Consider the following 26,868-nt stretch of genomic DNA (forward strand, 5'->3'; position numbering starts at 1 on the left):
TGCAACGGCGGAAGGGCACGTTTTTGTTAGCCCGCGATCGGCTTCCCTAAAATTGTGCCGCCGTCCTGCGGTTCCGTGAGCCTTCTTAACAGTGCCCACGTTGAGCCCGGCAGACGGCACCTTGTATAGACGAATTGAACGGTACGCATTTGAGCATTGAAACAGAGAACCTGCTGCAGGCAGAAGACAGCAACGAAAAAGTTGAAATTGACGGGTCATTGAGCAGCGTTGAGCCGCCCCGTCAAGAAGAGAAGGAAACGTTCGCCAGCTTTGGCGTGCACCACGAGATTGTTTCCTCCCTGTCAGAAGCCGGCATTTTGCATCCTTTCCCCATCCAAGCCATGACCCTGCCCATCGCGTTGACAGGTCACGACATCATTGGCCAGGCTAAGACGGGAACGGGTAAGACCCTCGGCTTCGGCATTCCGGCACTGAACCGCATTGTGGCCCCCAAGGATGAGGGCTTTGACAAGCTTGCCGCCCCGGGTGCACCACAAGCCATGATCATTGTCCCTACACGCGAACTTGCCGTGCAGGTGGCCGGTGACCTTGTCACGGCCTCCAAACACCGCGGCATCCGCATCGCCACTATTTACGGCGGCCGTGCTTACGAGCCTCAGATTGAAGCCCTGCAGAAGGGCGTTGAACTCATTGTCGGTACCCCAGGGCGTCTGATCGATCTGCTTAAGCAACGTCACCTGAACGTCAAGCACGTGCGCATCGTGATCTTGGACGAGGCTGATGAGATGCTGGATCTGGGCTTCCTGCCCGACGTTGAGACGCTTATTTCCGGCACTCCGGCAGTACGTCAGACCATGTTGTTCTCAGCCACCATGCCCGGCCCTGTTGTTGCAATGGCTCGGCGCTACATGACTCAGCCTACGCATATCCGCGCCGCTGACCCCGATGACGAGGGTTTGACCAAGCGTGATATCCGCCAGCTCATCTACCGTGCCCACAACTTGGACAAGATTGAAGTTGTGGCAAGGATTCTCCAAGCCAACGGTCGTGGCCGCTCCATCATTTTCACCAAGACCAAGCGCACGGCAGCCAAGGTTGCTGAGGAGCTGGTGGACCGTGGTTTCGCCGCCGCCGCAATCCACGGGGATCTGGGCCAGGGTGCACGCGAACAAGCCTTGCGTGCCTTCCGCAACAATAAAGTTGATGTTCTTGTTGCCACCGATGTTGCCGCTCGAGGCATTGACGTTGATGACGTCACACACGTTGTGAACTACCAGTGTGTGGAAGATGAAAAAATCTATCTTCACCGTGTTGGCCGCACCGGTCGCGCAGGTAACAAGGGCACGGCAGTCACGTTCGTTGATTGGGACGATATGCCACGCTGGGGCTTGATCAACAAGGCACTGGGGCTCAGCGTTCCCGAGCCGGTTGAGACGTACTCTTCCTCCCCGCACCTGTACACAGATCTGGACATTCCTGCAGGTACCAAGGGCCGCCTGCCGCGCAACAAGCGCACTCACGAGGGTATTAATGCCGAGACGCTGGAAGACCTGGGCGAGACCGGTAAGCGCAACTCCCCAAAGACCGGTGGGCGCGACTCTTCCCGCGAGGGAGAGCGTAGCGGAAACCAGGGCGGCAACCGCTCAGGTGCCAGCAGGGGTGGCAACCGCGGCGGCAACCGCTCAGGTGCCCATCACGGCGAAAAACGCCGTGATGATACCCAGAGTGCAAGCCGCACTGAGAACCAGACCGGTGAGAACACCACAGGTGAGCAGGCCCAAGGTGAGCAGGCCCAAGGTAAGCCAGCCCAGGGTGGACGGAGCCGTCGTCGGCCATCTGGCGACAGCACAGCAAGCACAACACAGGTTGATGGCGGGGCGGCTGAGACAAAGGCTCCACGGCGCAGCCGCACACGTCGGCGCAACGGTGAAGTCATAGCCAAGGCCGCAAACGGCGAGTAGCCAACTGGTCCTCCCGCATAGTCGCCCGCCTCCCCGCAGGGCGGCTATGCTCCCGCCTCCCGGGGCGAACTGCAATTAAGAATGACCCGTAGTTGACGAGGAAGTACACGGAATTTCCGTGTACTTCCTCGTCAACTACGGGTCATTCTGGTTGTAACCGGCTAGACCAGCGGTCTGCCTTCACGCCTGGCTGCCAGAAGTTCTTGGATGAAAGCCTTGCCAAGCACATACAGCACTCCGGCTACAACCACAGGCCAAGCCAACACATAAATAGTCAACATCACTACAGTCATGGGATTTCCCTACGCTTTCTTATCTAGGACTGGTTCATAGGTACTGTGGTGCGCTTCCTCGCGGTTGTCAAAGTCACCAATACGTTCCTTGATGGTGTTGAAGTCAAAGGTTGCGTTGTTGCGGAAGCACATGAAGTAGCACACAAGCGTGCTGACTGCGTAGGCAACCAGCGAGCCGGAGAGCACGTCATAGTTGTGCAGGAAACCGATACAGAACGGGGCAGCCGCCACCATGGCAACGCCCGCAACGATCTTTGCTGTCTTCAAACCAAAGAAACCAAAAGCCATGAGGCCAAGGACCACGCCTATGCCCACCACGGAGATCACATCTACAACGATCCCGGTGAATCCATCCATCGGTAGCCAACCAAACCGTACAGGGATGAAGACGGCCAACGCTGCGAGAACAGAAACGGTGAACGCCTTGTTGGTGACTTTTTGCCAATAGAAGCTGGCGATCACCGGGAAGACCAAGGCACCCCACAACGCGCCAACAAAGACCAGCAGGTCAAGGATGTTCAGCTGCCCACTGGCAAAGTACAAGCCCGCGCCGGTAGCCACGATCATGGTGATGCGGCCAACGAAGAGCATGGTTTTGGGGTTCGCTTCACCCTTCTTGGCAATGTTCTGGCCGTAGATATCCGCCATCATGATCGAGGACATGGCTGACAGATCAGAATCTGCGGTTGAGGACAAAGCCCCAACAATCATGATTAAGAAAATTCCCAGAAGCACGGGGCTCAAGTAGCTTGCCGCCATCTGGGGAATCAGGTTATTAGTGTCCATATCCAGTGGAACAACCCCGGCGTACAGGGCAATGACGCCCAACATGCCAATACCAATGATGGTGGCGCCATAACCCACCGTTGCTGTAATAAAGGTTTTCTTGATCAGATCTTCACGCACAGCAAACAGGCGCTGTGCAATGGTCTGGTTACCGATGGCGTAGGCGAGCACGGCTGCAATGTAGGGTGCTCCCTGATTCAGGAACGCCTCAGAAGAGAAGAAATTGGACTGCTGCGGGGTCAGGTTCGCAGCGCCCGAGACGAACATATCCGAACCACCGGCGGCAAAGAATACGACGGGAATGATGATCACCACAGCTCCCAGCATGGCGAACACCTGGACAGCATCAGTGAGAACTGATGCCCGGAACCCGGACCACAGTGAGTACAGCAGGATTCCGCCGCCAATGAACAAGATCCCCTGCGTGAAGCTGAAGGGGGAAAGGAGGGATATCAATGCACCACCAGCAATAAAGTTGGAGGTAATACTAACCATGGAGCCAACAATGTTGGAGCCCGCCAGCATCAGCTGACTGGACTTTCCATGCCGGGCATACATGACTTCTGCCAAGGTATGCGCTTTAGGCGCAACAGCGCGGATCCTCTTGCCGAAGGGGTAGATGAACAAAATCATCAAAGCACCCCACAGTCCATAGTGGATGGGTCCGGAAATGCCGTAGGTATAGCCAGACGTCGCTGAAGCGTACATTGACGATGCCCAAATCCATGTGGCGGTCATGCTTCCCGCGGAAATGCCAAATCCCACTTTGTTGCCTGCGGTCATGTAGCCGTCGGCATTTTCCTTCTTACGGCCAATAAAGAACGTCATGAGCAGTGTGCTGCCATAAAACAGCACTAGGAGGCCAATTACTGTCCAACCTCCCAGTTGGTGAAGTCCTGCGCCATCTGGCACCATGCGTGTCCTCTCACTTGGACGGAATTCACCTACATTCCGCCACATTAGGCGTGCGCCTTCTACGAAGCTGCCTCAGCGAAGAGGTGCTTGGAACAATCCGGTGAGGGACGTTGCAGGCGCACTTTCCCGCCCGGGGCCGCACCCATATCAAGCAGAACTTTCTGCGCAGGGGGCCAAAGTGGATCGCAAACAAGGCGATCAGTCACTGCCGGAAATTCAACGGCTGACGTTCAGCCGGCAACGGGAATACTGCGGTTCGGGGGCACTTTTAGTTGCCGTCTCGAACCAATCATCTACCCCACAGTAACAGCCGTCACGTGCGCTTTAGTGGATGTTACGGGCCAGTAAGGGTAACGATGACGCATCACTGACGTTCTTAGGGGCACGCCTCACCGCGCTAAAGCCGTGCCCTCGTCACCACTGGACTACCAGTGAAGCACCACTGTGCCATCAGTGAAGCACCACTGTGCCACTCCCCAACCGGCCTGGAAACCCTGCGCGGAGGAGCCTGCCCTAGAGGCTCCTGACCTAGAGGGTTCCTACCCAGAGACTCCCTACCCAGAGACTCCCAGCCCAGAGGCTAAGGAAGGTATGCGAGCGCCCCGGTGGCCCGTTCTAAAATCATCTCCAGCGCTGAGGGTTCCGTGAGATTTTCACCCAGGAGGTTGGGTTTTCCTGTGCCGTGGTAGTCGGAGGACCCTGTGACGAACAGTCCTTGTTCCTGCGCCAGCTTCCGCAACCAGCGGCGTCCTTCAGGAGGATTATCGCGGTGCTCCACCTCCAGACCCAGCAGCCCGGCGTCGATCATGTCATGGAAAATTTCGGGAGCAACTACCCGCCCTCGCGCGGAAGCTAACGGATGTGCAAAAACCGGGACGCCACCGGCTGCGCGCACCAATTCCACCGCACGCACAGGATCCGGCGCGTAGTGGGATAAAAAATAAGGAGACTGGGAGGTAAGAATTTTAGCGAACGCCTCATTGCGGTCTCTGACAATACCGGCCGCAACCAAAGCATCGGCTATGTGTGGGCGGCCAACAGTGGCCCCTGGGGCAACATGAGCACTGACGTCTTCCCAGTTCACTGGATAGTCCTGGGATAGGCGTTCAACCATGCGTTCTGCACGGGTCAGCCGGGAGTCTTTGGCTTTGGTGATCTCCGTCAACAGGCCTTCATGGTTCCGATCGTGGAGGTAGCAAAGAAGGTGGACACTGATGCCTTGGGAAGTTTTGCAGGAAACTTCCATGCCGGGAACCAAACCGATCCCATAGTCGCTGGCGGCAGTCAACGCCTGCGCCCAACCGTCCGTGGAATCGTGATCAGTTAGCGCCATCACATCCAGTTGTGCCTGCGCCGCGGCGGCAACAAGCACCGCAGGGCTCTGTGTGCCGTCGGAAACATTGGAATGCGCGTGCATATCGATCCTCACATACCAAGCCTACGTCGGTTCCCGGCCAACAGACGCTGCGCCGCACACAGCTCAACGGCACTGCTCGATCACACTGCTCAATAACCCACAAAGATTCTTTCCCTTTGTCCCTTTGCGCAAGCGGTGGGAGACTTGAGGGGTGAACCAGACTGAGCAAAACACCGTGCACACCGACCCATCAAGCGAGCAGCCCCTCGAGGAGCGCGTGAACAACCGTTCTCAACGCCCTGATTCTTCTGCTTTCCGGACATTCATGGCCGCCAGTTGGGCGCCGTCATCCGCCGAACTTCCGGCCCGGGCCGAGGTGGCATACCATGCCGCCCGCCGCCGTCGCGCAGTTTCCGAACAGTTCAAGACTGAACGCCTTGTCATCCCGGCAGGACCGTTGAAGGTCCGCTCCAACGACTGCGACTACCGCTTCCGCCCGCATTCCGCTTTCGCGCACCTAACCGGCCTGGGCGTTGACCATGAGCCCGACGCGGTTCTAGTGCTCGATCCGGTTGCCGAAGGTGAGGGCGACGATGGCGGTCACCACAACGCCACTTTGTACTTCCGCCCCATGGCTGGCCGGGACACCAAAGCTTTCTACGCCGATTCCCGCAGCGGCGAATTCTGGATTGGCCGACGCCCCACACTGCCGGAGTTCCAAGCCCAGCTTGGCTTGCCCACAGCAGATGTCACAGAGTTGGAAGTCGCCATCACCAAGAACGCTGGTGAGACAAGCGTGGGCGGGGTTTCCATCCGCCTGGTACGCAAGGTTGACGAGAACATCGACGCCCTTGTAGACACTGCCCGTTATAACACCTCCAAGAATCCCGACACCATGGATTTTGCCGTCCTGGATGAACTTGATGGCAAATTGGCTGAAGCGCTTTCTGAGCTGCGCCTGATCAAGGACAGCTGGGAAATCGAGCAGATGAAGATTTCCGTTGCTGCAACCATCAACGGTTTTGAAGACATTGTGCGGGCACTGCCACGGGCCGTGACTCACAAACGCGGAGAACGCGTGGTTGAGGGTGCGTTCTTTGCTCGCGCCCGTGAAGAAGGCAATGAGCTTGGCTATGACACCATTGCCGCCTGTGGTAACAACGCCACAGTGCTGCACTGGAACCGCAATAGCGGAACCGTCAATGAAGGAGAACTGCTGTTGGTGGATGCCGGCGTTGAAGCAGATACCCTTTACACGGCGGACATCACCCGGACCTTGCCCATCAGCGGTAAGTACTCCGATGTTCAGCGCAAGATCTACCAGGCCGTTCTGGATGCAGCTGATGCCGCCTTCGCCGTGTCCGTACCTGGACGCAAATTCCGCGACGTACACACGGCAGCCATGGAAGTGCTGGTAGATCGCCTGAATAGCTGGGGTCTGCTGCCGGTAACAGCTGAGGTTGCCCTCTCCCCCGAGGGTCAGCAGCACCGCCGGTGGATGCCACACGGCACAAGCCACCATTTGGGCTTGGACGTCCATGATTGTGCGCAGGCTCGCGCCGAGCTGTACTTGGACGGGATCATCACCGAAGGCATGGTTTTCACCATTGAGCCCGGCCTGTACTTCAAGGACGAGGACCTGGCCATCCCGGCCGAATACCGAGGCAATGGCGTCCGCATTGAAGATGACATCCTCATCACGGCTAACGGTCCCGTGAACCTTAGCGCGGCATTGCCTCGCGAAGCTGACGAGGTAGAAAAGTGGATGGCTAAGCTGAGCAGCTAACTTCGCCCTCCCGGACGACGGCGGGTGCCCACCTTTGAGCGAAAGGTGGGCACCCGCCGTCGTCCGCCCTCCCTCGTTGAAGTTGGAGATAATGACACCTCCACCTCCACACCCCCATCGTTGAAGTTGGAGATAATGACACCTCCACTCGATCCTTGATGCCTACTATGTGTCCAAGCAGAATGGGCTCCTAAAAGTGACTCTTCTATGCCCGTCAAGCCGCGTTCCCAGTAGTTTGTGCTTGAATCTGAACCAGGCATAGCCCGGAACATCCGGCGGGCCAAATATCGATTGAGGCAGCGGTGGATCTTCGTGGGGATCGCCATTATGCGGAAGGCGCTGTTCGGGGCTTTGCCGCCGCACCTGTTCAGTCGATGGGGCGCCGTGTTCGTTGCTGCGCACCAGTGCGTTCAGTGCCGGATAGGTCCTTGGCCCCACAAGCGGTGACTAGTGTCCTCAGCCCCTGCCTGATTCCTGCCTAGGAGGCAGGGAAGTAATTAACACGTGGGACCCTAATCTCGCCGTGTGACCGCTGATCGATGTGGAAAACCGCACCCTTTCCAGCCTTATTCTCCCTTGAAAATCAGGCATGACGTCCATCATCGTGTTCCCTGCGCCGGGCACTTCGCCCAACGCGTCACCCGCCAGCACCTCGCGTATCAGCCTGCCCCATAAACGATCCGAGAGCTACGTTATGCCAACACTTGCACCTGGCCAGGATGGACTAGGGAGAGCATGGAATGGCTCCGCGGTTACCGCTGCTCCAACGGGGATGGGGTCAACAGGGGCACTGGTGCATGGAAATGGGCCGTTGTTGCATCCGGCGTTGTCTGTGGTTCCGCACGGCTGAAAGAAACTTATAAAAGGGCATTCTCGAGGCTGGTATCTGACCAACTGAAAACGCGCGCCGGCACGTATGAATCCGTGGATGGGTCTACGCCCCTTGAAAAGAGAAGGTGACGACGTGCCCAGTGCCCTTTTGGTTGACCGCACTGAGCATTCGGCAATACTGGGAGTCAAGCTGAACAGCAGGGAGAGGTGACAGATGACAGGCAGCGGATTTGCCGCATACAAACCCCAACGCCCAAAGAGCACAGTGGTGGCTGGTCCCGTAGACCTCAGAATATGCATGTTTGGTGACATCGATGCGATACGTGGTATTGATATCAAAGCTGGTCGTACGCCGATGGACAGGCACCCGACGGGCACTACTTGGGCGGTGTTAGCGTAATCCCGGAGTTGAGGCGCCACGGGATAGCTCGGGCGTTGACTCAAGCGCGACTGGACTGGAGCTGGGAACGTGCAGATTCTGCCTGGTACATCGTCGACCTATCCAACCGAGCATCGATCGAACTTCATTGTCAGTGGGGCTTCGCCGAAGTTGCCAGGGCTGAGAAATTTCACACGACCAGCTTCACCGGTGGCGTTGGGTTGCTGTTGCAAGCGAAACAGCCAACGGAAGATTGATGAACGGGTTCCCACCGGCTTCACAATATTTTTGTACCGGAGAGCGTTAGCAATCGTAGCCTCCGGTACAGCTCAGCAATATTTAGTCCTAGAAGACGTTCGGTTTACGGGCCCTTAGATGCCGACTAGAGGTAGCGTCCTGTCGGAACTCCCCCCGGCAAGAAACGAATTTCATTGGGTGTCTTGCGATTACTCTGCCCCGCGCTGTTGCGATACTTGCTACATGATTGTTCGATATCAAGATGAAACCATTACATCGGAGCTTTTGCGCTTGGAGCCGCTCTCGGTGGAGCATGCATCCGCAATGGTTGAGGTCTTGGCGGACGCTTCACTCTATGTATACACCGGAGGCGAGGCTCCCTCTCTTGAGCAGCTTCAGCGTCGATATGAGATTCAAGCCGTTGGCCACTCTGGCGACAGTTTGCAGGAGTGGTTCAACTGGATCGTGAAGTTGCAGGATAGCGATGCGCCCATTGGCTTTGTTCAGGCAACGGTAGAGTCAAGCGGCTCTGAACTCGTGGCCTGCATCGCCTGGGTGATTTCCCCAAACTTCCAAGGCCAAGGAATGGCGTCTGAAGCCACGAACGCGATGTGCGATTGGTTGCGATCACGTGGAGTGGACAACTTCGTGGCGTATATCCATCCGGAGCATCTCGCCTCTATGGGTGTTGCCCTCAAACAGGGTCTGCATCCCACAGCTGTAGAGGAAGATGGAGAAGTTCGCTGGGAATCATAGATAACTTATCAACTCGATAGCCCTTCGGCTACGGCCAGTGATCTACTCTGACTTCCGGGAATGCTCGCAGTGGAGGATGCCCTGGAAGGTTATCTAGGCGGTACTAAACGCGGCTTCGAGAGGATGAACTAGTGCAGAGTGAACTAGCGGCAAAATTCTCGGAGATACAGAAGATCCCCGCCTTCGGTCGGAGAGCATCTTTGACGGAGCATCTGATCTTCCCGGGCCATCACCGGCTGCACGTGCGTGGGCAAGGAATGTCCTCCACGAAGCGGGCATAGGTGCAGCAGATTCTCAAACGTCGGCAGTGCAGTGCCTTCGTGCGGCCACCTTCTGAAAGTTTCGACGGGCCAAGACCGCATGAATCTAGTGCGTGTTGATCCAGTAGCGGCGTTTACCATTGCGGCTGTCTTCGTAGATGCCGCCATTCTTTTCAATAGTGGCCCGGGAACCGGTATTGTCCTCATCGCAGGTGAGTAGAACCCGGGAAATACCCAGCTCGCGGGCGATCGGCAAGGCGTCATTCAACGCCTTGGAGGCGTGACCGCGTTGGCGCGCGGATGGCCGCACACTGTATCCAATGTGCCCGCCAACATTCAGCCCAAAATCATTGAGTTCGTGTCTGATGGCCAAGGAACCAAGGACCACATCCCCTTCAACGATCCACAGATAGGTGCACGTCACATAACCGGGCTTCCGTGGGCTTTCCGGTAGGGCGGCAGCAACAAGTTCTTCTACAAATTGGCCAAATTCCAGCGGATCCCGGAGGTCTGCCAAGGACCAATCCTCACCTCCGCCACCATCCCGGTGGGCTCCACCAAATTCAACAGCAGATTCTAGCCAAGAGGATTGGAAAATTACATTGGGGGTCATGAGGGTAGCCATCAAAAGATCCTAGCCTGCTGCCTTGCGCTTTTGGACACCGCTCAGGAGCTTCCCATTCGATAGATCGAAGGCCTACGCGTTCCAGATGCTGTACCTATCGCTCGCCCAGCGGTGAACCCGCCCGTAAGATCAGCCCATGGATGATTCTTTGGTGCATCACGTATCGCGCGGAATGCTTATCCGCGCGGGGCGGGTGCTGCTGACCCGCCGGTCCTGATCAATAGCCAGAATGACGTAAAGCTATTGTTTGAGGATGATGACATCAACGCGTGTAAGGGCACCGCAGGTGCAGGAGGCCAACGCTTTGGCCTTCGTCCACAATGAGGCATGGCGCGAAACATACGCAAGCCTGTTTCCCGAAGGCAGGTTCGGAAGTGTTGCACTGGCGCAGCGAGAACGTATGTGGTCTCAGATTCTCTCTAGCAACCGCCCGAACCGCGTTATTCGAGTGGCCGAGACAGAGGGTGACATTGTTGGTTTCGCGTTCGCGGGACCAGCTAAAGGCTCTGACGCTCCACGCGAGTTGGAGCTTTACATGATCTACTTACGGATCCACGCTCAAGGAACTGGCGCGGGACAAATGCTCATTGATGAAGTCCTCGGCGATTCCAAGGCCATTCTATGGGTCGCCGAAAAGAACCCGCGGGCTCATGCCTTCTATAGACGCAATAACTTCCGCCCGGACGGCTCCACGAAGACTGACCCAGACTCGCCTGAGGTCGTCGAAGTACGGTTTGTCCGATAAGGCTGGCAGCGGAACCGCACCTTAAGAATGAACGGCTCCACGATTCCAGGCACCCCTCAGGAGATTCCCGCTGCGACACCTCCAGGACCACCCGCAAGACCGATGCGGGGCCTCCTGCCATTCCCCAGAGACGGTTATTCAAAGCACACTGTTGATTTATCCTGCTGGCAAAGATCAGCATTCATCTTTGCGCCACTCGCTGTGCCGTCAGGCTGCATCGCTGGATAAAATGAGCTGGACAACAGCACGCCCACCCTTCTTCCCTGTCTTAACCGCGTAGGTAGTGGGGTTTTACTGGATGACCGGGATACTTGCTGCCTCTCCAGAAGGAGTTACCGCACTTGCCGGAGCCATCCCGGCGACAAGCACGGCACCTGTTGTCAATGCGACATCGCCAACACCGGTCGTTTCCCTAAGTGAACGACGGTCCCCAAGCCATAGCGGACTACCTCAATGACCACCGCCAAGCCAAATAGGCCACCGAGAATTGTTTCCTTGATCGACATGCTGATGCGCTTTTCTTCCTAGGAATCGACGGCTCGGTGCACACCCAATAGGCATACGGTGACCTTTGACCGCCCTTACCGACAGAGCGGGCGCACGTCACTGACTAGTAGGGCCCGGACTAAGGCAAAAGCAAACGCACGAGGGCCATTCTGCGCTCTGGAGACGTCGGGTGAGGCTTCTAAGCCTCGCCGCAGTATCTGACCAAGTGCTTCCATGACAGCCAGTGAGTGAACCTCTTAGTCTGATTTGTCCTGGTCAGTATGGTGTTGCGTAGACGTCTCTGAATCAGAGGGCCCAGAAGTCACGGGAGGTGTATCTGGGACGGAATGCTCCGGGGCTTGGACTCGGATGCCGTACTGTGGACGGCCGTCCGGCAAGTCGGGGAACTCGCCACGACGAGGTCCGTTCAGCGGTGCTTGGCCTGGACGGTCATGGTTTTCTCCACGTTCACCGGATGTCTGTGCATCGTTAACAGGCTCAGCCGGAGCATAGGGATCGTGCCAACCTTCGGGGCGCGAAGGCGTCGGAGCTGCACCACTTGGCGGCTGGGCCGGCGGATGATATCCCTGACCCTGCCCCTGGTATCCGGAGCCCTGAGCGTGCTGCTGGAGCGGCCGAGGCGCGTTCGCGTTCATTGGCAGCTGTGCCAGCAGGCGCCGCGCCTCTCCGGCCACATCTGCTGTAACAATAACGTCGTAACTGGTGGCCAGCACCTGGTTGGTTGAGGTGAAGTCGCGCTTACCACGCTGCGCTGCGTAGCCAATAATCGCAAACAGCATCCACAACGCAGCGCCCAGAAGCACTGCCGTGAAAACATTTAGATATGGCGCACCGGCGTTGCTGGCGGAGTCAAAGAAGGAGAGCATCACGCCAATGAACAAGCCGAACCAGGCGCCCGTCATGGCACCCGTTAGGGCTACGCGCGGGTAACTGAGTTTACCTGTCACACGTTCCACGATCTTTAGATCGTTGCCCACAATAGAAACGTGCCTGACGGGAAATTTTTCATCCGCCAGATAATCTACCGCCTTCTGCGCATCCAAATAGGAAGTGTATGAACCGATTGTTTCCCCCGTAGGGACAATACGAGCCTCGTCCACGGGTCTAGTGCGTCCAAAGAGGTTTGCCATAGCTCTATTGTTCACCATGTTCCTGCACGTTTGCTGGAGTATCGCTGGTGGTGAAACGAAAAGTTCATGAAAGTCCTGCCACCAAGTACCAGAATGTTCCGTTCATTGTCCGGGCAGGGAAGTAACCTATATCTGTGAGTACACAACCAACCCGTATTTTTGTCGCCCGACTCCTGGGTCTTGACGTTTTTGATCCCATCGGGGACAGACTCGGAAAATTGCGGGATGTAGTGGTTCTGGGACGCGGCCAGGGTAGCGCACCACACGCCGTTGGCATCGTCGTGGAGGTGCCGGGCAAGAAGCGCGTCTTTGTTCCCATGACCCGGCTGACCTCCATGGACCAGTCACAGATCATCTGCACAGGCCTAGTGAATTTGCGACGTTTTGAACAGCGTGGCGCGGAGCAGCTGGTGGTCGGCGGCATTTTTGACCGCAAAGTGACGCTCGTTGATGGCAGCGGATTCGCAGTTATTGAAGACATAGCTATGGATCAGCAACGCAACGGTGACTGGCTTGTGACTAAGTTCTTTGTACGCAGGGGCTCTTCAACATCGCGCCTGCGGGGCCTACGCCGTGGGCACACAATGCTCATCGATTGGGCAGAAGCCCGCCCCGATGACGCTGCGGCACCTCAAAGTGCCACCTATTTTGTGGCCACCCATGAGGATCTCAAGCCCGCTGACTTTGCTGACGCCCTTCAAGAGATGAGTGACAAACGCCGCGTTGAAGTTGCCGGCGAGTTGCAGGATGAACGGCTGGCAGACATCATGTCCGAGCTGCCAGAAGATGACCAGGTCACGCTACTCTCGGCCTTGGACAATGAACGCGCCGCCGATGTTCTTGAGGAGATGGACCCCGACGACGCCGCTGACCTTCTGGCGGATCTTCCCAAGGCCAAGGCAGAAGAGCTGCTGTTGCTCATGGAACCCGATGAAGCCAAGGATGTGCGGCGTCTTCTCCAGTACGAAGAAGGCACAGCAGGTGCCCTGATGACACCCGTGCCAGTGATTTTGCCCCCTGAAGCCACGGTGGCTGAGGCGCTGGCCCACGTCCGCAGTGAAGACATCTCCCCCGCCCTGGCCTCAGCAATATTTATTTGCCGCCCCCCGCTGGAAACGCCCACAGGTCGATTCCTTGGCCTGGTCCACATCCAGCAGTTGCTGCGCAGCGCGCCCCCGGAACAGCTGGGCACGCTAGTGGATAAAAACCTGGAGCCCGTTTCAGACCAAGATGACATCAGCACTGTCAGCCACATCATGGCCTCGTACAACCTCAATTCCCTCCCGGTGGTCAGTAAAGAAGGCCGCTTGGTGGGTGCTGTCACGGTGGATGACTTGTTGGATCATCTGTTGCCTGAGGACTGGCGCAATCACGAAGACGGCGCACCGTTTAGAAAACTAGGAGGACGCATTGGCTGAGCGGCACCACACAAAGGGCGGCGGTCTTGATACGCCCATGGAGCTTAAGTCCCGGCTGTTGCCTAGCCTGACAAGCGATCCTGACTTTTTTGGTCGCTTTGCCGAACGGTTCGCCCGGTACATGGGTACGGCTAACTTCCTGCTCTACATGACCGTTTTTGTCATCGTCTGGATCGCTATCAACGTCATTGGTTTGTTCAGTCTGCGCTGGGATCCTTATCCGTTCATCTTGCTGAACCTCTTCTTTTCCACTCAGGCTTCCTACGCGGCACCCCTGATCCTCTTAGCTCAGAACCGCCAGGATGACCGGGACAGGGTACAAATTGAGCAGGACCGTTCCCGCAATGAACGGAACTTGGCCGACACCGAATACCTCACCCGGGAGGTGGCGGCACTGCGGATTTCCATCCGTGAGGTGGCAACGCGCGACTTCGTACGCTCTGAGCTGCGTAACCTTCTGGAGGAGCTCACAGCACTCCAAGACGCCGCCGCAAGAATGGGGCACCCCGGTGCTGAATCCTCCGATGGCGAGCTCCCAGACGCGGGAGATACGCTGAAGGAACGCCGCACCCGCAACCCAGCCACCAACAGCATCAAGGTCACTGCCCCAAAAACAAGCTCGTCCAAGTCGGCCAACCCCAACCGCTCACCCAAAACTTAAGGCCTGCACCCCATGAACGCCCCGTCTGAACCTGCCCTGCTTGCCGCGCTAGCCACTGTTATAGATCCTGAGCTGCGCCGCCCCATCACGGAAATGGGAATGGTTGAATCGGTTGAGGCTTTCGACGACGGGAGAGTTCATGCAGTCATCAGGCTGACAATCTCCGGTTGCCCTCTACGCGAGACCATCACACGGGACGTCACCAACGCCTTGATGAGGGTTGACGGCGTCACAGAGGTGAACGTGGAGCTGACAGTGATGACCCCTGAACAGCGCGCAGAGCTCAAAAGTCAGCTCAGGGGCGACTCCGTTGAGCGCGGAATTGTGTTCAACGACGAGGATTCACTCACCCGTGTTTATGCCGTAGCCAGCGGCAAGGGCGGGGTGGGCAAATCAAGCGTCACGGTCAACCTTGCCTGCGCCCTGGCTGCGAAAGGGTTGCGTGTTGGGATTGTGGACGCTGATATTTACGGTTTTTCAATTCCGGGACTAATGGGGATTACGCAGGCCCCAACCAAAGTTGATGAGATGATCCTGCCGCCCGTTGCCCATGACGTTAAGGTCATTTCCATTGGCATGTTTGTGGCCGGGAATCAGCCTGTTGCCTGGCGCGGCCCCATGCTGCATAGGGCGTTGGAGCAGTTTCTTAGCGATGTGTATTTTGGCGACTTGGATATTTTGCTTCTGGACTTGCCCCCGGGGACAGGAGACGTGGCAATTTCGGTTGCGCAATTGCTGCCCAAGGCAGAAATTATTGTCATCACAACCCCTCAGGCAGCCGCTGCGGACGTAGCAGAGCGGGCAGGTGCCATTGCCGTGCAGACAGGGCAGAAGGTGGCAGGGGTCATTGAAAACATGTCGTTTCTGACCCTGCCGGATGGTAGCACCATGGAGTTGTTTGGATCAGGCGGCGGGGAGATTCTCTCCAAGCGACTGAGCCAAACTGTTAACGCTCCTGTGGAGCTGTTGGGCCAGATACCGATCGACGTTGCGTTGCGTGAAGGCGGCGACATCGGGCTGCCTATTGTTCTTTCACACCCTGACTCCCCAGCTGCGGCGGGCCTCTTGGCCATTGCAGAAAAACTTGCTGTTCGCCCACGCGGGCTGGCCGGGCTAAAACTCGGCGTCACACCCCGCTAAGCAACGCTGGGAGTGGGCAGCTGGAAAACTTAGGTGGCTTCGACGTCGTACGGAGCCAGTTGACCTTCGGACAGGCGCTCAATCTGGGTGTCAGCGGGGCCCCCGCCGGAGACCGGCTTATCCTGCGCATTTTTACTATCCTGACCCATCATGGAGGCGATGGCCGCGCCGGGCGCCAGCTTCAGGGAGTTAATTTTGTCCATGTCCTCGTCATCGAGCAAAGCCTCACGAATGATGCGACGAGGATCGTACTGGCGAGGATCAAGTTTCTTCCAGTCAATATCATCGATATCAACCCCGGCTTCTTCCTTGATGGTTTCACGCGCGCCGGAGGCCATCTTGCGCACCTCGCGAATGAGGTTCTTCAGCTTTTCCACATATCCGGGAAGCCGCGAAGGGCCAATCACCAGGACTGCCACTATGACAATCAGGATCAGCTCAGGAGTATTGATACCAAACACGTTAGGAAGATTACCCTCTCAATACTCAAAGCAACGATTCCGGGCGGTAATGCGGCGAATATATTCAGTGTGTCAGATACACCCCGCCCACCATGTCAGGCACAGAGTCTAGCGCACCCCGGCAATACGCGGCAGCGACAGCAGGGATTTGCGCGAAGGGCGCGCATCCCGGCGACGGTCCGGTGCCCTGTCCACCAACGATTCCCGCAGCATGGCCCGGCCCCTGTGAATGCGTGAGCGAACAGTGCCCAGTTTGACGTTCAAGGCATGAGCCACCTCGTCATAGGAGAGGCCTTCCATGTCGCAAAGTACGACGGCGGCACGAAAGTCAGGCGGTAGCGCCGCCAACGCGGCAGCCACGTCAGTGTCCAGGTTGTTGAATTCAAAGGTGCGCTCCGGGCCCGGGTCATTTCCGGGCAAGCGTGCTGCTGCGTCTTCGGAAAGCACATCAAATCTAATCCGTTGCTTGCGCCGTGCCTGATCCAGAAACAAGTTGGTGGTGATGCGGTGCAGCCAGCCGTCAAGCGTGCCGGGCTTGAAATTTTCCAAGGATTTGAATACGCGTACAAAGACCTCCTGAGTGAGGTCCTCGGCGTCGAACTTGTTCCCGGTCAGGCGGTACGCCAGCCGAAAGACTTTCGCTGAATGGTTTGTGACCACTTCTTCCCACGATGGCCTCACCCACTCAGGAGAAACTGTGGCTGGTTCTTGGACTGCTTCGCCACGACGAATCACGGGGGTACCGGCTGAGCTCATCGCTGCACCTCGCTTCAGTGACTTCTACTTCTGATCCGAACATGGAATTTCCGGAACGGGACGTTTCCCTTTAGTGAACTTAGTGTGTCAAACGAAGCTGACATTTTGCTGAACGGCAGCGGCCAATGCGTCGGGTGTGCAGGCAGTAGGCTAGAGCTAGTCACCGCAACAGTTTAGGAAAAACGATCCATGAGCGCCGATAAATCCACCAGCTGGTCCTACACAGAGGGCCTCCCCGTGGAAGACGTTGTCCTGCGACGGGCCCGCGAGCGCTCACACGAGCTGGGTTTGTTCGCCGTGAGCCCCGGCGTAGCAGCGGCATTGACCGTATTAGCTGCGACCTCGAAGGCGCAAACCGCAGTAGAAGTCGGCACCGGTGCGGGTGTCTCTGGTGTGGCATTGCTGCGAGGCTTGGGCCCACGTGCGGTCCTGACAACCATTGACCCGGACGTGGACCATTTGAAGGCAGCGCGCGAAGCCTTCACCGAGTCCGGCTCCGCGGCAAACCGAACACGCACCATTTCCGGTCGCGGTCAGGACGTTCTGCCGCGCCTGACTGATGCAGCTTACGATCTGGTGTTCATTGACGCCGATAAACCAAGTTTTCCGGATTACGTTGACCAGGCCATCAGGCTGTTGAAAACTGGTGGGCTCCTGATCATCAACGATGCACTGGATAAGGACCGGGTCTCAGATCCTGCCATCCGCGAGAGCAGCACCGTGGTGTTGCGCAGAGTTGGCAAGCTCATCCGCGAACACGAGTCCCTCATCAGCGCCATGCTACCTACCGGTGACGGGCTGTTACTGGCTGTCAAGCGCTAACTAGTAGATACTAAAAAAGACTCGGTATTGATAAAAGAATCGGCGGGCAGCTTAAGCTGCACCGCCGATTCTTTTATTAAATTTTTTTGATATGAAGCCTCTGCTTTGAGGCTTCGATGACGCACGAGCCTGAAGCTTAGAGTTATTCGGTGGCCCCTACCAGGCACTCCTTGAGGCTGAGCGCTTCATCGGCGTTCATCTCAACTACAAGCCGTCCGCCGCCTTCCAAGGGTAACCGCAGAATCAAGCTTCGACCTTCTTTAGTCACTTCCATTGGACCGTCACCGGTTCTAGGTTTCATGGCCGCCATCAGGAGTTCCCCTTTTCGTAGTGCATACCCGCCCCACCCGGGTTTTACCCAGTAAGGCGTTTCTGTTGTATTGCTCACAAGCTATTATTCCGTACTTCCGCTCCCGGGTGCTAATCGTGGCCTTCGCAAGGCAAAACTTGGTGGTGATGTGTCAGGGCGGCCATCCTACTCCGGTGCTGATAGCGGAGAACTGCCACAACCAAATGACCCACACGATCTGCAACACTGTGAACATCACTAAGACGCTCCAGCGGTATGCCCTAGAAGTTGAAATGAATCCGGCAGCCAGAGCCAACGGGAACAATGGGAGCAGCAACCTGAAGGTGCTTGACTGCGGATGCAGCACTGCTAGCAAGTACAGCAGGTACATCACGGACCAGGTCCGCAGTTCAAAGCCGATCCTCCGCACAGCCTTGGAGTTGAGGTAGAGGGCAGCCAGAGCCACAAAAAGGATCGGCAAAATAGGTCCCCAAAATCCGCCAACCAGCTCCACACCCGTGTTGAACCATGGCTTGAACAAAACAAGTTTTGTGCCGCGCCACGCAGTTTCGGTATCGGTATAGGCACTGCGTTCCCCCGTCACCCACCACGCAATCAGCATCCAAGCGAACGCCGACACCAAGCTGACAACCAACAGGACAGCACCCGCGGCCATCTCACGCGCAGGAAAGGGTTCCCTTTTTCTGTGCCACCAGCGCCATAGAAGGTGAAAAAGAACGACGGCGGCAAATGGCGCCCCTGCCGGTCGTGAAAGGCACAGCAGCAGCACCGTGGGCGCGGCCGCCCAATAGTTGTTCTTGATGAGCAAGTGCAGCGCTAAAGCCAGGAAGAAGAGCCCCAACGATTCCGCATACGGGACTTGAAGGATGGGCGAGACGGGAAAAGAGGCAACAAAGGCCACACCCCACAGCGCCGTCCCGGGAGCCGCGAAGTTCCGGAAAAGTTTGTAGATCATCAAGGCTGCTCCGAGACCGGCGACGGTGGCCACAATGGCACCTGCTAGCGGCCAGCCAAGTCCTGAAACGGCATTGAGACCACGAGCCAGCAGAGGAAACAGCGGATAAAAGGCCCATTGGTTGGGGCTTGCTGTGCCATCGGCACTGCGCGGAATACTGGTTGGGTAACCGCCGTTGAAAATCCTCTCGTACCAACCCGCATCCCACCTGTTGATAAACGTCAAGTAATCCGGCTGCCGCCCACCCCACGGCGACTGCTCTGCATGCCATGCCGCGCCAACAAGGATCGCGTAGCTCACAATCCGGGCAGCAATATAGATCAGCGAGACTTTCACCCACCACGGAGCGCTCCGTAACGGTGAAAATATTATGTACAACCAGCCGTAGATAGCATCATTGACAGAAGGCAACGCTGGCTGGTGCTGCGTTGCCGCGGCCTTCTCGTTCTCGCTAGGTGCTGCAGTCATAGCTGGCTTATCCAAGCCCCAACGTCTGAGTTTTTCCAGCCAGCCAGCAACCGGCCTCGTGGTCGTTGACCACACCAATCGCCTGCATGGTGGCGTATGCGGTGGTGGGACCCACAAAGGAAAAACCGTATCCTTTCAATGCCTTCGCCAGCTGTTTGGACTCAGCCGTTTGCCCAGGAACAGCTTCCTCGGGCCCACGGGCCACCACCGGTGCATGCTCGGCAATAATTGTTGCCAACGTGATTCCGGCAGGCATTCTAAGCAGCGCCCTTGCATTGCCTATGGTGGCGTTGATCTTCAGGCGGTTACGCACAATGGCAGCATCTAGCATCAGCCGTTCAACGTCCTCATGACCAAACTGCGCCACAATAATCGGGTCAAAGTTGCAGAACGCTCGTCTGAAAGCCTCACGTTTCCGCAGAATAGTGATCCAACTCAGCCCGGACTGGAAAGCCTCGAGACTCAGCCGCTCGTACAGCTCGTTTTCTCCTTCAACGGCTCTGCCCCACTCGGTATCATGATATCGCTGATATTGCTCATCATTTTCGATCCCTGTCCAGGCGCAGCGCCTTGTCCCGTCACCGCTCACGGCTGGCCGCGCCCGTATCAGGAGCCTCCGTATCAGGAGCCTCCGCTTCAGGAGCCTCCGTATAAGGAGCGCCCGCTTCAAGTTCGGCAATGCGCAGGTCCTTGGCCGCCAGCTCGTCGCGCAGGTGATCCAAGACCTCGTCTACTTGGTCCATACGGTACCCGCGCAACCCCAAGGAGAGTCGCAGTCTGTCTACATCAGCCGGCACAGGGGCTTTGGGCAGCAGCACGGGTGGCAGATTCGCTACAGGTTGTGCCATGGCGTCCTGATAGATGTCCGCCATGGCGCCAGGTTTGTTTAGCCCCACCACATAAAAGGCGGCTGCAGCTATCACTACTACAGCAAGAAAGATCAGGAAATAGCTCACGAGACCATCGTGCCAGATTGGTAGAAGAAAAAAACCGTATTGCATCCAGCCACAGGTGTATTAGCCTTCACGGGCGGCAACTCTTGCCCCGGCTTTTCCTGCCATCACCAGTTCCACGGCTTCCTCGGCGGTATCCACAAGAGAGATGATGTCCAGATCTTTGGCCGAGACAAGACCCTGCTCCACCATGACGTTCTTGATCCAATCCAGCAGCGGCCCCCAGAAGACGCTATCAACTAAAATAATGGGGAACTGGCTGACTTTACTTGTCTGCACAAGAACCATGGCTTCAAACAGCTCATCCAGTGTGCCAAGACCGCCAGGGAGAACCACAAAGCCCTGGGCGTATTTCACAAACATGGTTTTACGGGCAAAGAAGTAGCGGAAATCCACTCCCAGGCCCACCCATTCGTTCATGCCTTCTTCAAAGGGGAGTTCAATACCTAACCCGATCGAGAGTCCACCAGCTTCGCAGGCACCACGGTTGGCAGCTTCCATGGAGCCGGGTCCGCCACCTGTAATGACGGCTACGCCGGCTTCCACCAACAGCCGGCCAACCTCAACCCCCGCCGCGTAATAGGGGGAATCGCGCTTGGTCCGCGCTGAACCAAACACACTGATCGCGGGACCTATGTCAGCCAGCGCGTCAAAACCCTGCACAAATTCGCTTTGAATGCGCATTACCCGCCACGGGTCCGTGTGGGTGAAATCGCTGCTGGGAGGGGTTTCCAGGAGTCGGGCGTCAGCGGTTTCATGGCTGGCGCCGTTTTTGCGCCAGAAACCGAACCGCCGAAGTTCGGGACGGATGGGCCTGTTGGGTCCTGTAGCTGCGCTCATGCCACCAAGGGTACGTGAAAAGCTGCGGTGTCCTGACTCACATTGTCTCGTTACCGTTACGATCCGTAACAACATGGGCAAATCGTTTACCGGAGCTCAAGAAACTCGGTAGATTCAGTGCATGACAAATTCCGCACATGCTCCTGCGCTCGTGGAGCTTAAAGCTGTCAATAAGCATTACAGCGCCCTCCATGTGCTCAAAGATATTAATTTGCACGTTGCCAAGGGTGAAGTCCTGGTTGTCATTGGTCCATCCGGATCCGGCAAATCAACATTGTGCCGTGCCATCAATCGGCTGGAAACCATTGACTCCGGTTCCATCACCATTGAAGGCAAGGAACTCCCCAAGGAAGGCAAGCAGCTTGCCAACCTGCGTGCCGACGTTGGCATGGTGTTCCAGTCCTTTAATTTATTTGCGCACAAAACAATTTTGGAAAACGTCACCCTTGGTCCGATCAAGGTCAAGGGCATGTCCAAGGCCGACGCCGAAAAGCTCGCCTTGTCACTGTTGGAGCGGGTAGGCGTGGGTCACCAGGCCGCGAAGTTGCCCGCTCAACTTTCAGGTGGGCAGCAACAGCGCGTGGCAATTGCCCGTGCGTTGGCGATGAAGCCAAAGGTCATGCTTTTTGATGAGCCCACCAGCGCCCTCGACCCCGAAATGATCAATGAGGTCCTGGATGTCATGGTCGAGTTGGCCAAGGAAGGGATGACAATGGTGGTTGTCACCCACGAGATGGGTTTTGCACGCAAAGCCGCTGACCGTGTCATCTTCATGGCTGATGGACAGATCGTTGAAGAAGCCACACCGAATGAATTCTTCACCAACCCGCAAACGGCAAGGGCCAAGGACTTCCTGTCCAAAATCCTCACCAACGGATAACTCGCAGCTTTTTTGAAATTTTCCGGCTGTTTCAGCCGTTCACTACACCGGCCAATGGTGGCCGATTATGAAAGGAACCCCCTTGAAGAACTTTTTTAGTAGCAAAAGCCTCGGTTTCGCGGCTGTGCTGACAGCCGCAGCTCTGGCCATGACTGGCTGTGGCGGCGCGGACACCGCAGGCGGCGGAGACTCTGCTGGAGGAGGCGCCGGCGACGCGCCCGCCTTCGAAGTAGCCAAAGATGTGGCGCTGACTGGCAGCCCCACTTTCGACAAAATCAAGGCAGATGGAACCATTCGTATCGGCGTTAAGCCCGATCAGCCAGGATTGGGCTTCCTCGACGCAGCCACGGGCAAGTACAGCGGCTTTGACATCGAAATCGCCACATGGATGGCTGCCTCGCTAGGTGTCGCGGCGGATAAAATTGAGTTTAAGTCAATCCCTTCCGCAACCCGTGAAACAGCGTTGGCCAAAGGTGACGTAGACCTTTATGTTGGCACCTACTCCATCACTGACAAGCGCAAGAAGCTCGTTGACTTTGCGGGACCGTATTTCATCACGGGTCAGGGCCTGCTGGTCGCCAAGAAGAACGAAGACATCAAGAGTGAGAAGGACTTGGCCGGGAAGAAGGTTTGCTCCGCTACCGGTTCAACCCCCATTCAGAACATTCGGGAGAACTTCCCGGAGGCCACCCCGGTGGAATTTGATTTGTACTCCAAGTGTGTTGAGGCGCTGAAGAACGGCGACGTGGACGCAGTCACCACCGACCAGGCCATCTTGCTCGGCTTTGCATCGCAGGAGCCTGAACTCCTGAAGGTTGTTGGCGAACCGTTCACCACGGAGAACTACGGCGTTGGTTTGCCTTTGGGTGACACAGCTTTGCGCACACACTTAAACACCACCCTCACTGACGGCAACGCGACGTGGACAAAGATCTTTGATTCCACGCTTGGCAAGTCCGGCACCAAGGTTGAGCAGCCCAAGGTTGACCAGTACTAAATAGTCCCCTAATCGGTGGTGCTGTGACCATGGCCACGGCACCACCGATTTTCCGCTAGCCAATTCACTGAAAGCGACGCTGCACTGTGAATGTACTCATTGATAACAGTGACTTGTTTCTCACTGGTTTCAAGAACACGGGGATTCTGTTTGTCATCTCTGCGTTCTTTGCCTTGATTTTGGGCACCATTGTGGCCGGTATGCGAGTCTCCCCGGCACCGGCCATGCGTGCCGCCGGGACGCTTTACGTCAACGCTGTCCGCAACACGCCACTGACACTGATCCTGGCGTTCTTCGCCCTCGGCTACCCTAAATTAGGACTGCCCTCCATCGATTTCATGACGGCCGCCATCGTTGGGCTCTCGCTCTACACCGCAACCTATGTTTGCGAAGCGATCCGGTCCGGCATCAACACCGTATCCGTAGGTCAGTCCGAGGCCGCTCGCGCCATTGGCCTACCGTTCATGCAAACGTTGACGTTGATAGTGCTCCCGCAGGCTTTCCGCTCAGTGGTTCCGCCGCTCTTTAGTGTTTTTATCGCCCTGTTGAAAAACACAACGGTTGCGGCCGGTTTCTCCGTCTTCGAGTCCGGCGCTATTCGCGCGTACCTTAGTGAACGTGGAGAGCCCCTGCTGCCTGGTCTGCTATGGGTTGCTTTGATCTTTGTGGTGATGGTCCTTGGCGTCTTGACTCCGCTGCAAAGCTACCTCGAAAAGAAGTGGAGGGTTGCGCGATGAGTTCAGTTCTTTTTGACGTTCCCGGCCCCAAAGCCCGCACACGTTACGCCTTCATGAACGTCTTCACATTAATCGTGGTGGTGGGCATTGTCGCGTTCATACTCTTCCGCTTTTATGAAAGCGGGCAGTTCACGGCCAAGAAGTGGGAAATCTTTACGTTCCCGCTCGTTCAGGAGAATTTCCTTAAGGCCATCGGCGCAACGCTGAGTGCTTTCGGTGTTGCCGCCGTCGGCAGCCTCATCTTGGGAATCGTGCTCGCCTTTGGCCGACTGGCTGACTCTAAATGGGTCAGTCGGCCCTGCTACTGGTTCACGGAGCTTTTCCGTGCTGTTCCGCTACTGATTCTCATGATGATCATGTACTACGGCCTGTCCTCTGCCGGAATCAAGGGCATTACACCGTTCATGGGTGTTGTAGTCGGTTTGATCCTGTACAACGGTTCTGTCTTGGCCGAAGTGTTCCGTGCAGGCATTGAATCGCTGCCCAAGGGCCAGCAAGAGGCCGGTTATGCCATTGGTTTGTCCAAGGGCCAGGTGATGCGCACTATCTTGCTGCCGCAGGCCGTCCGGGCCATGCTGCCTGTGATCATTTCCCAGCTGGTGGTCATCATGAAGGACACCGCCTTGGGATTCCTCATCCTGTACGAGGAGATCTTGTTCTACGCGAATTCCCTAGGATCCCAGATTCAGTATGGATCCCCCGTGGTTCCAGGTCTCATGGTCGCCGCTGTCACGTACGTGGGTATCTGTCTGATCCTCTCAGGTGTGGCCAAGCTGGTGGAATCCAAGATGTCTTCACGCGTGAAGGTTATCAAGGCCAAGGTTGGCGTAGCAGGCTAAAGCTGCCCAACTAAAGTGCCGGCGCCGTTCTTCAAAGAACGACGCCGGCACTTTACTTTCTGCTCTTACCTCACCCTTCGCTGGGGCTAAGCCAGCCAGCGCATCAGCGCGGCAAGGCACTCCCGGATGTCCGCGGCGTGCACGTGCTCATCATCGCTGTGGGCCAGCAAGGGATCCCCCGGGCCAAAGTTCACGGCTGGAATCCCCATCTCACTGAGCCGGGCAACGTCTGTCCAACCATATTTAGGCTTGGGAGTTTTACCCACGGCCGACACAAAGGTGGCCGCAGCTGGGGCATTCAGCCCTGGTCTGGCCCCTGCTGAAGAGTCTGTGCAGAGCAGGTCGAAGCCCTCCATCAGCTGGCGAATGTGCGCCTCGGCTTGCGCCGGGGTCTTATCAGGGGCAAAACGGTAGTTTATTTCCACAACGCATTCATCCGGGATCACATTGCCGGCCGTTCCTCCGCGGATCTTCACGGCGTTGAGGGACTCCCGGTAATCAAGAGAATCCACCGTCACCGTGGCAGGACTGTAGCTCGCCAGCCGTTCCAGAATGGGTGCTGCACCATGAATGGCGTTCTCCCCCATCCAAGCCCGGGCCGAGTGTGCCGCCAGCCCCCGGGTAACGGCCTCGAACCGGATAGTGCCGTTACAGCCACCTTCAACGGTGCCGTTTGTCGGTTCAAGTAGGATGCCAAAATCGGCATCGAGCAGCTCACGGTTTTCACGTACCAAGCGGCCCAAGCCACTTTTGCTGGCAGCAACTTCTTCGTGATCGTAAAAGATAAACGTCAGGTCCTTGCTCGGCTCAAGCAGTGCTGCTGCCAGAGCCAGCTGCACCGCCACACCACCTTTCATATCGGTTGCTCCCCGGCCGTACAGCACCTCACCTTCCCAGGAACTGGGAACTGTGCCACGCGCTCCGGCTACGCTCGGCAACGGCACAGTATCTAGGTGGCCGGCCAGAATGACTCTCTCACTACGGCCCAGTGAGGTCCTAGCCACCACCGCATCTCCATTGCGAGTTACTGACAGATGCCCCAATGGCACCAATGCCGCCTCGACTGCGTCCGCGAGCGTGCGCTCATTGCCGGACACACTCTGGATATCCATCAAAGCGGCTGCCAGGGCGGCGACGTCCCCGCCTAAATCCAGTCCGGCGTCGCGCTCCACAGCGCCGTGTTCATCAGCCACAGCATTACTATTTCCTGCTCGGTTTCCAGAGTTGCTCATGGGTTGAGTTTAGCGGGGTGGACCCGGCCAAAAAAGTTTTTTACTTTCATTCCAATCCGTTCCAACCTTTGCTCCGAAGTACCTTTTGTAAGCCCACCGAAGCAGAGCATCGCGGCAACGGAATTGGGAAACAAACCGGAATCCTTCCGCTTCACACTACGGAGAATCATCATGAACACCACCTTTAAGCTTGGAAATCGTAAGAGCATGAGCCTTGGCCTTGGCCTCCTGGCCATCACCGCACTGGGCATCACCTCTTGCAGCGGCGGAACAACAACTGCCAGCCCCAGCGAATCAATGGATGCTCCGGCAGCAACCAGCGAAGCACCCATGTCAACCATGGATGCAATGGACACCGAACTGGTTGGCGCAGGTTGCGCAGCATACGCTGCGGCAGTTCCCGAGGGTGCAGGTTCAGTTGCCGGCATGGCCGCCGATCCTGTAACAACAGCAGCTTCCAACAACCCCTTGCTGAAGACGCTGACAGCAGCTGTTTCAGGAGAACTCAATAAGGACGTCAACTTGGTTGACACCCTGAACTCCGGCGAATTCACAGTCTTCGCCCCCGTTGATGACGCCTTCGCAAAGATCCCGGCAGAGACCATCGACGGCTTGAAGACAGATTCAGCCGCGCTGACCTCCATCCTTACTTACCACGTAGTCCCCGGCCAGATCGCCCCGAGTGATATTGACGGAGAGCACGAAACAGCTGAGGGCAGCACTCTGAAGGTCACCGGCAGTGGCGACAACATCATGGTCAACGACTCCAAGGTCATCTGCGGTGGCGTAAAGACAGCCAACGCCACAGTTTACCTGATCGACACCGTCCTGATGCCGCCGGCCAAGAAGTAGCAGTATCGGAACAAATCG

Annotated in this window: 28 protein-coding genes; 15 read left to right on the forward strand and 13 right to left on the reverse strand. The window is 56.9% G+C overall.

The window, feature by feature from the left end; genetic code table 11:
* The first annotated feature begins 149 nt into the window (after positions 1-149).
* On the forward strand, positions 150-1,922 hold the full coding sequence (locus AAFM46_RS12835; RefSeq protein ID WP_343318169.1) for a DEAD/DEAH box helicase: 1,773 nt from the start codon (positions 150-152) through the stop codon (positions 1,920-1,922).
* 161 nt (positions 1,923-2,083) lie between these two features.
* On the opposite strand, the gene AAFM46_RS12840 is transcribed toward AAFM46_RS12835, so the two are convergent.
* The 3 genes from AAFM46_RS12840 to AAFM46_RS12850 form a co-directional block, all read right to left on the reverse strand.
* Entirely contained in the window at positions 2,084-2,215 is a 132-nt protein-coding gene (locus AAFM46_RS12840) for a putative transporter small subunit (RefSeq protein ID WP_283530959.1), read from the reverse strand.
* 9 nt (positions 2,216-2,224) lie between these two features.
* Positions 2,225-3,916: a sodium:solute symporter family protein gene (locus tag AAFM46_RS12845; protein ID WP_343318170.1), complete on the reverse strand. Its 1,692-nt coding sequence runs from the start codon at positions 3,914-3,916 to the stop codon at positions 2,225-2,227.
* A gap of 580 nt (positions 3,917-4,496) precedes the next feature.
* A complete protein-coding gene (locus AAFM46_RS12850; protein ID WP_283530960.1) occupies positions 4,497-5,345 on the reverse strand; it encodes a PHP domain-containing protein in 849 nt (282 codons plus the stop codon).
* Positions 5,346-5,484: 139 nt separating this feature from the next.
* Between AAFM46_RS12850 and AAFM46_RS12855 the strand changes: the two genes are divergently transcribed.
* From AAFM46_RS12855 to AAFM46_RS12870, 4 genes are all read left to right on the forward strand, one after another.
* Positions 5,485-7,059, forward strand: coding sequence for an aminopeptidase P family protein (locus AAFM46_RS12855; RefSeq protein WP_343318171.1), 1,575 nt, complete (start codon positions 5,485-5,487; stop codon positions 7,057-7,059).
* Between the two features lie 1,045 nt (positions 7,060-8,104).
* The gene (locus tag AAFM46_RS12860; protein WP_343318173.1) at positions 8,105-8,290 is read left to right on the forward strand and encodes a hypothetical protein; all 186 of its coding nucleotides are present in this window, start codon (positions 8,105-8,107) and stop codon (positions 8,288-8,290) included.
* 8 nt (positions 8,291-8,298) lie between these two features.
* On the forward strand, positions 8,299-8,526 hold the full coding sequence (locus tag AAFM46_RS12865) for a hypothetical protein (RefSeq protein WP_343320448.1): 228 nt from the start codon (positions 8,299-8,301) through the stop codon (positions 8,524-8,526).
* A 223-nt stretch (positions 8,527-8,749) separates the two neighbouring features.
* Positions 8,750-9,262, forward strand: coding sequence for a GNAT family N-acetyltransferase (locus AAFM46_RS12870; RefSeq protein ID WP_283530963.1), 513 nt, complete (start codon positions 8,750-8,752; stop codon positions 9,260-9,262).
* Positions 9,263-9,628: 366 nt separating this feature from the next.
* Here the strand turns inward: AAFM46_RS12870 and AAFM46_RS12875 are convergent, their stop codons facing one another.
* Positions 9,629-10,147, reverse strand: coding sequence for a GNAT family N-acetyltransferase (locus AAFM46_RS12875; protein WP_343318175.1), 519 nt, complete (start codon positions 10,145-10,147; stop codon positions 9,629-9,631).
* Between the two features lie 253 nt (positions 10,148-10,400).
* On the opposite strand from AAFM46_RS12875, the gene AAFM46_RS12880 reads away from it, so the two are divergent.
* Positions 10,401-10,892, forward strand: a complete 492-nt coding sequence (locus AAFM46_RS12880) for a GNAT family N-acetyltransferase (protein WP_343318177.1) — start codon at positions 10,401-10,403, stop codon at positions 10,890-10,892.
* Between the two features lie 743 nt (positions 10,893-11,635).
* Here AAFM46_RS12880 and AAFM46_RS12885 read toward each other — a convergent pair.
* The gene (locus AAFM46_RS12885) at positions 11,636-12,529 is read right to left on the reverse strand and encodes a general stress protein (protein WP_343318179.1); all 894 of its coding nucleotides are present in this window, start codon (positions 12,527-12,529) and stop codon (positions 11,636-11,638) included.
* A 134-nt stretch (positions 12,530-12,663) separates the two neighbouring features.
* Between AAFM46_RS12885 and AAFM46_RS12890 the strand changes: the two genes are divergently transcribed.
* The 3 genes from AAFM46_RS12890 to AAFM46_RS12900 are packed head-to-tail and all read left to right on the forward strand — an operon-like array spanning position 12,664 to position 15,748.
* Positions 12,664-13,947 carry a CBS domain-containing protein gene (locus tag AAFM46_RS12890; protein ID WP_283530967.1) on the forward strand — a complete coding sequence of 428 codons (1,284 nt, stop codon included), beginning with the start codon at positions 12,664-12,666 and terminating at the stop codon, positions 13,945-13,947.
* The gene (locus AAFM46_RS12895; protein ID WP_283530968.1) at positions 13,940-14,608 is read left to right on the forward strand and encodes a DUF1003 domain-containing protein; all 669 of its coding nucleotides are present in this window, start codon (positions 13,940-13,942) and stop codon (positions 14,606-14,608) included. Before AAFM46_RS12890 ends, AAFM46_RS12895 begins: the two co-directional genes overlap by 8 nt.
* 12 nt (positions 14,609-14,620) lie before the next feature.
* The gene (locus AAFM46_RS12900; RefSeq protein WP_343318183.1) at positions 14,621-15,748 is read left to right on the forward strand and encodes an Mrp/NBP35 family ATP-binding protein; all 1,128 of its coding nucleotides are present in this window, start codon (positions 14,621-14,623) and stop codon (positions 15,746-15,748) included.
* 29 nt (positions 15,749-15,777) lie between these two features.
* Here AAFM46_RS12900 and AAFM46_RS12905 read toward each other — a convergent pair whose 3' ends face one another.
* Both AAFM46_RS12905 and sigE read right to left on the reverse strand, forming a co-directional pair.
* Positions 15,778-16,209 carry a twin-arginine translocase TatA/TatE family subunit gene (locus AAFM46_RS12905; protein ID WP_283530970.1) on the reverse strand — a complete coding sequence of 144 codons (432 nt, stop codon included), beginning with the start codon at positions 16,207-16,209 and terminating at the stop codon, positions 15,778-15,780.
* 108 nt (positions 16,210-16,317) lie between these two features.
* The gene (gene sigE, locus AAFM46_RS12910; RefSeq protein ID WP_343318185.1) at positions 16,318-16,965 is read right to left on the reverse strand and encodes an RNA polymerase sigma factor SigE; all 648 of its coding nucleotides are present in this window, start codon (positions 16,963-16,965) and stop codon (positions 16,318-16,320) included.
* A 189-nt stretch (positions 16,966-17,154) separates the two neighbouring features.
* Between sigE and AAFM46_RS12915 the strand changes: the two genes are divergently transcribed.
* On the forward strand, positions 17,155-17,787 hold the full coding sequence (locus tag AAFM46_RS12915) for an O-methyltransferase (protein WP_343318187.1): 633 nt from the start codon (positions 17,155-17,157) through the stop codon (positions 17,785-17,787).
* Between the two features lie 142 nt (positions 17,788-17,929).
* Here the strand turns inward: AAFM46_RS12915 and AAFM46_RS12920 are convergent, their stop codons facing one another.
* From AAFM46_RS12920 to AAFM46_RS12940, 5 genes are all read right to left on the reverse strand, one after another.
* Positions 17,930-18,097 carry a DUF3117 domain-containing protein gene (locus tag AAFM46_RS12920; RefSeq protein WP_283531195.1) on the reverse strand — a complete coding sequence of 56 codons (168 nt, stop codon included), beginning with the start codon at positions 18,095-18,097 and terminating at the stop codon, positions 17,930-17,932.
* Positions 18,098-18,248: 151 nt separating this feature from the next.
* The gene (locus AAFM46_RS12925) at positions 18,249-19,520 is read right to left on the reverse strand and encodes a hypothetical protein (RefSeq protein ID WP_343318189.1); all 1,272 of its coding nucleotides are present in this window, start codon (positions 19,518-19,520) and stop codon (positions 18,249-18,251) included.
* Between the two features lie 7 nt (positions 19,521-19,527).
* Positions 19,528-20,109 carry a DNA-3-methyladenine glycosylase I gene (locus tag AAFM46_RS12930; protein WP_343318191.1) on the reverse strand — a complete coding sequence of 194 codons (582 nt, stop codon included), beginning with the start codon at positions 20,107-20,109 and terminating at the stop codon, positions 19,528-19,530.
* Positions 20,099-20,476, reverse strand: coding sequence for a DivIVA domain-containing protein (locus AAFM46_RS12935; protein WP_343318193.1), 378 nt, complete (start codon positions 20,474-20,476; stop codon positions 20,099-20,101). Before AAFM46_RS12935 ends, AAFM46_RS12930 begins: the two co-directional genes overlap by 11 nt.
* 60 nt (positions 20,477-20,536) lie before the next feature.
* Positions 20,537-21,313: a TIGR00730 family Rossman fold protein gene (locus AAFM46_RS12940; protein ID WP_283530976.1), complete on the reverse strand. Its 777-nt coding sequence runs from the start codon at positions 21,311-21,313 to the stop codon at positions 20,537-20,539.
* A gap of 121 nt (positions 21,314-21,434) precedes the next feature.
* Here AAFM46_RS12940 and AAFM46_RS12945 point away from each other — a divergent pair, with 121 nt between their 5' ends.
* The 4 genes from AAFM46_RS12945 (at position 21,435) to AAFM46_RS12960 (ending at position 24,766) form a co-directional block, all read left to right on the forward strand.
* Positions 21,435-22,193: an amino acid ABC transporter ATP-binding protein gene (locus AAFM46_RS12945; protein ID WP_283530977.1), complete on the forward strand. Its 759-nt coding sequence runs from the start codon at positions 21,435-21,437 to the stop codon at positions 22,191-22,193.
* A gap of 67 nt (positions 22,194-22,260) precedes the next feature.
* Complete coding sequence (locus tag AAFM46_RS12950) at positions 22,261-23,190, forward strand: glutamate ABC transporter substrate-binding protein (RefSeq protein WP_343318195.1); 930 nt, start codon at positions 22,261-22,263, stop codon at positions 23,188-23,190.
* Between the two features lie 86 nt (positions 23,191-23,276).
* Positions 23,277-23,927, forward strand: a complete 651-nt coding sequence (locus AAFM46_RS12955; RefSeq protein ID WP_283530978.1) for an amino acid ABC transporter permease — start codon at positions 23,277-23,279, stop codon at positions 23,925-23,927.
* Complete coding sequence (locus AAFM46_RS12960; RefSeq protein WP_283530979.1) at positions 23,924-24,766, forward strand: amino acid ABC transporter permease; 843 nt, start codon at positions 23,924-23,926, stop codon at positions 24,764-24,766. Before AAFM46_RS12955 ends, AAFM46_RS12960 begins: the two co-directional genes overlap by 4 nt.
* A gap of 86 nt (positions 24,767-24,852) precedes the next feature.
* On the opposite strand, the gene dapE is transcribed toward AAFM46_RS12960, so the two are convergent.
* Positions 24,853-25,998: a succinyl-diaminopimelate desuccinylase gene (gene dapE, locus AAFM46_RS12965; RefSeq protein ID WP_283530980.1), complete on the reverse strand. Its 1,146-nt coding sequence runs from the start codon at positions 25,996-25,998 to the stop codon at positions 24,853-24,855.
* A gap of 171 nt (positions 25,999-26,169) precedes the next feature.
* Here dapE and AAFM46_RS12970 point away from each other — a divergent pair, with 171 nt between their 5' ends.
* Positions 26,170-26,850 carry a fasciclin domain-containing protein gene (locus tag AAFM46_RS12970; protein ID WP_283530981.1) on the forward strand — a complete coding sequence of 227 codons (681 nt, stop codon included), beginning with the start codon at positions 26,170-26,172 and terminating at the stop codon, positions 26,848-26,850.
* Positions 26,851-26,868 lie beyond the last annotated feature (18 nt).

The organism is Arthrobacter sp. TMP15 (genome assembly GCF_039529835.1).
GTDB lineage: Bacteria > Actinomycetota > Actinomycetes > Actinomycetales > Micrococcaceae > Specibacter.

Coding starts and splice junctions, on each gene's coding strand:
- AAFM46_RS12940 (WP_283530976.1), bottom strand. CDS start 21,313: ATGAGCGCAGCTACAGGACCCAACAGGCCCATCCGTCCCGAACTTCGG.
- AAFM46_RS12845 (WP_343318170.1), bottom strand. CDS start 3,916: ATGGTGCCAGATGGCGCAGGACTTCACCAACTGGGAGGTTGGACAGTA.
- sigE (WP_343318185.1), bottom strand. CDS start 16,965: ATGAGCTCAGCCGGTACCCCCGTGATTCGTCGTGGCGAAGCAGTCCAA.
- AAFM46_RS12840 (WP_283530959.1), bottom strand. CDS start 2,215: ATGACTGTAGTGATGTTGACTATTTATGTGTTGGCTTGGCCTGTGGTT.
- AAFM46_RS12950 (WP_343318195.1), top strand. CDS start 22,261: ATGAAAGGAACCCCCTTGAAGAACTTTTTTAGTAGCAAAAGCCTCGGT.
- AAFM46_RS12920 (WP_283531195.1), bottom strand. CDS start 18,097: ATGGCGGCCATGAAACCTAGAACCGGTGACGGTCCAATGGAAGTGACT.
- AAFM46_RS12960 (WP_283530979.1), top strand. CDS start 23,924: ATGAGTTCAGTTCTTTTTGACGTTCCCGGCCCCAAAGCCCGCACACGT.
- AAFM46_RS12885 (WP_343318179.1), bottom strand. CDS start 12,529: ATGGCAAACCTCTTTGGACGCACTAGACCCGTGGACGAGGCTCGTATT.
- AAFM46_RS12945 (WP_283530977.1), top strand. CDS start 21,435: ATGACAAATTCCGCACATGCTCCTGCGCTCGTGGAGCTTAAAGCTGTC.
- AAFM46_RS12870 (WP_283530963.1), top strand. CDS start 8,750: ATGATTGTTCGATATCAAGATGAAACCATTACATCGGAGCTTTTGCGC.
- AAFM46_RS12880 (WP_343318177.1), top strand. CDS start 10,401: ATGATGACATCAACGCGTGTAAGGGCACCGCAGGTGCAGGAGGCCAAC.
- AAFM46_RS12970 (WP_283530981.1), top strand. CDS start 26,170: ATGAACACCACCTTTAAGCTTGGAAATCGTAAGAGCATGAGCCTTGGC.
- AAFM46_RS12860 (WP_343318173.1), top strand. CDS start 8,105: ATGACAGGCAGCGGATTTGCCGCATACAAACCCCAACGCCCAAAGAGC.
- AAFM46_RS12900 (WP_343318183.1), top strand. CDS start 14,621: ATGAACGCCCCGTCTGAACCTGCCCTGCTTGCCGCGCTAGCCACTGTT.
- AAFM46_RS12875 (WP_343318175.1), bottom strand. CDS start 10,147: ATGGCTACCCTCATGACCCCCAATGTAATTTTCCAATCCTCTTGGCTA.
- dapE (WP_283530980.1), bottom strand. CDS start 25,998: ATGAGCAACTCTGGAAACCGAGCAGGAAATAGTAATGCTGTGGCTGAT.
- AAFM46_RS12925 (WP_343318189.1), bottom strand. CDS start 19,520: ATGACTGCAGCACCTAGCGAGAACGAGAAGGCCGCGGCAACGCAGCAC.
- AAFM46_RS12915 (WP_343318187.1), top strand. CDS start 17,155: ATGAGCGCCGATAAATCCACCAGCTGGTCCTACACAGAGGGCCTCCCC.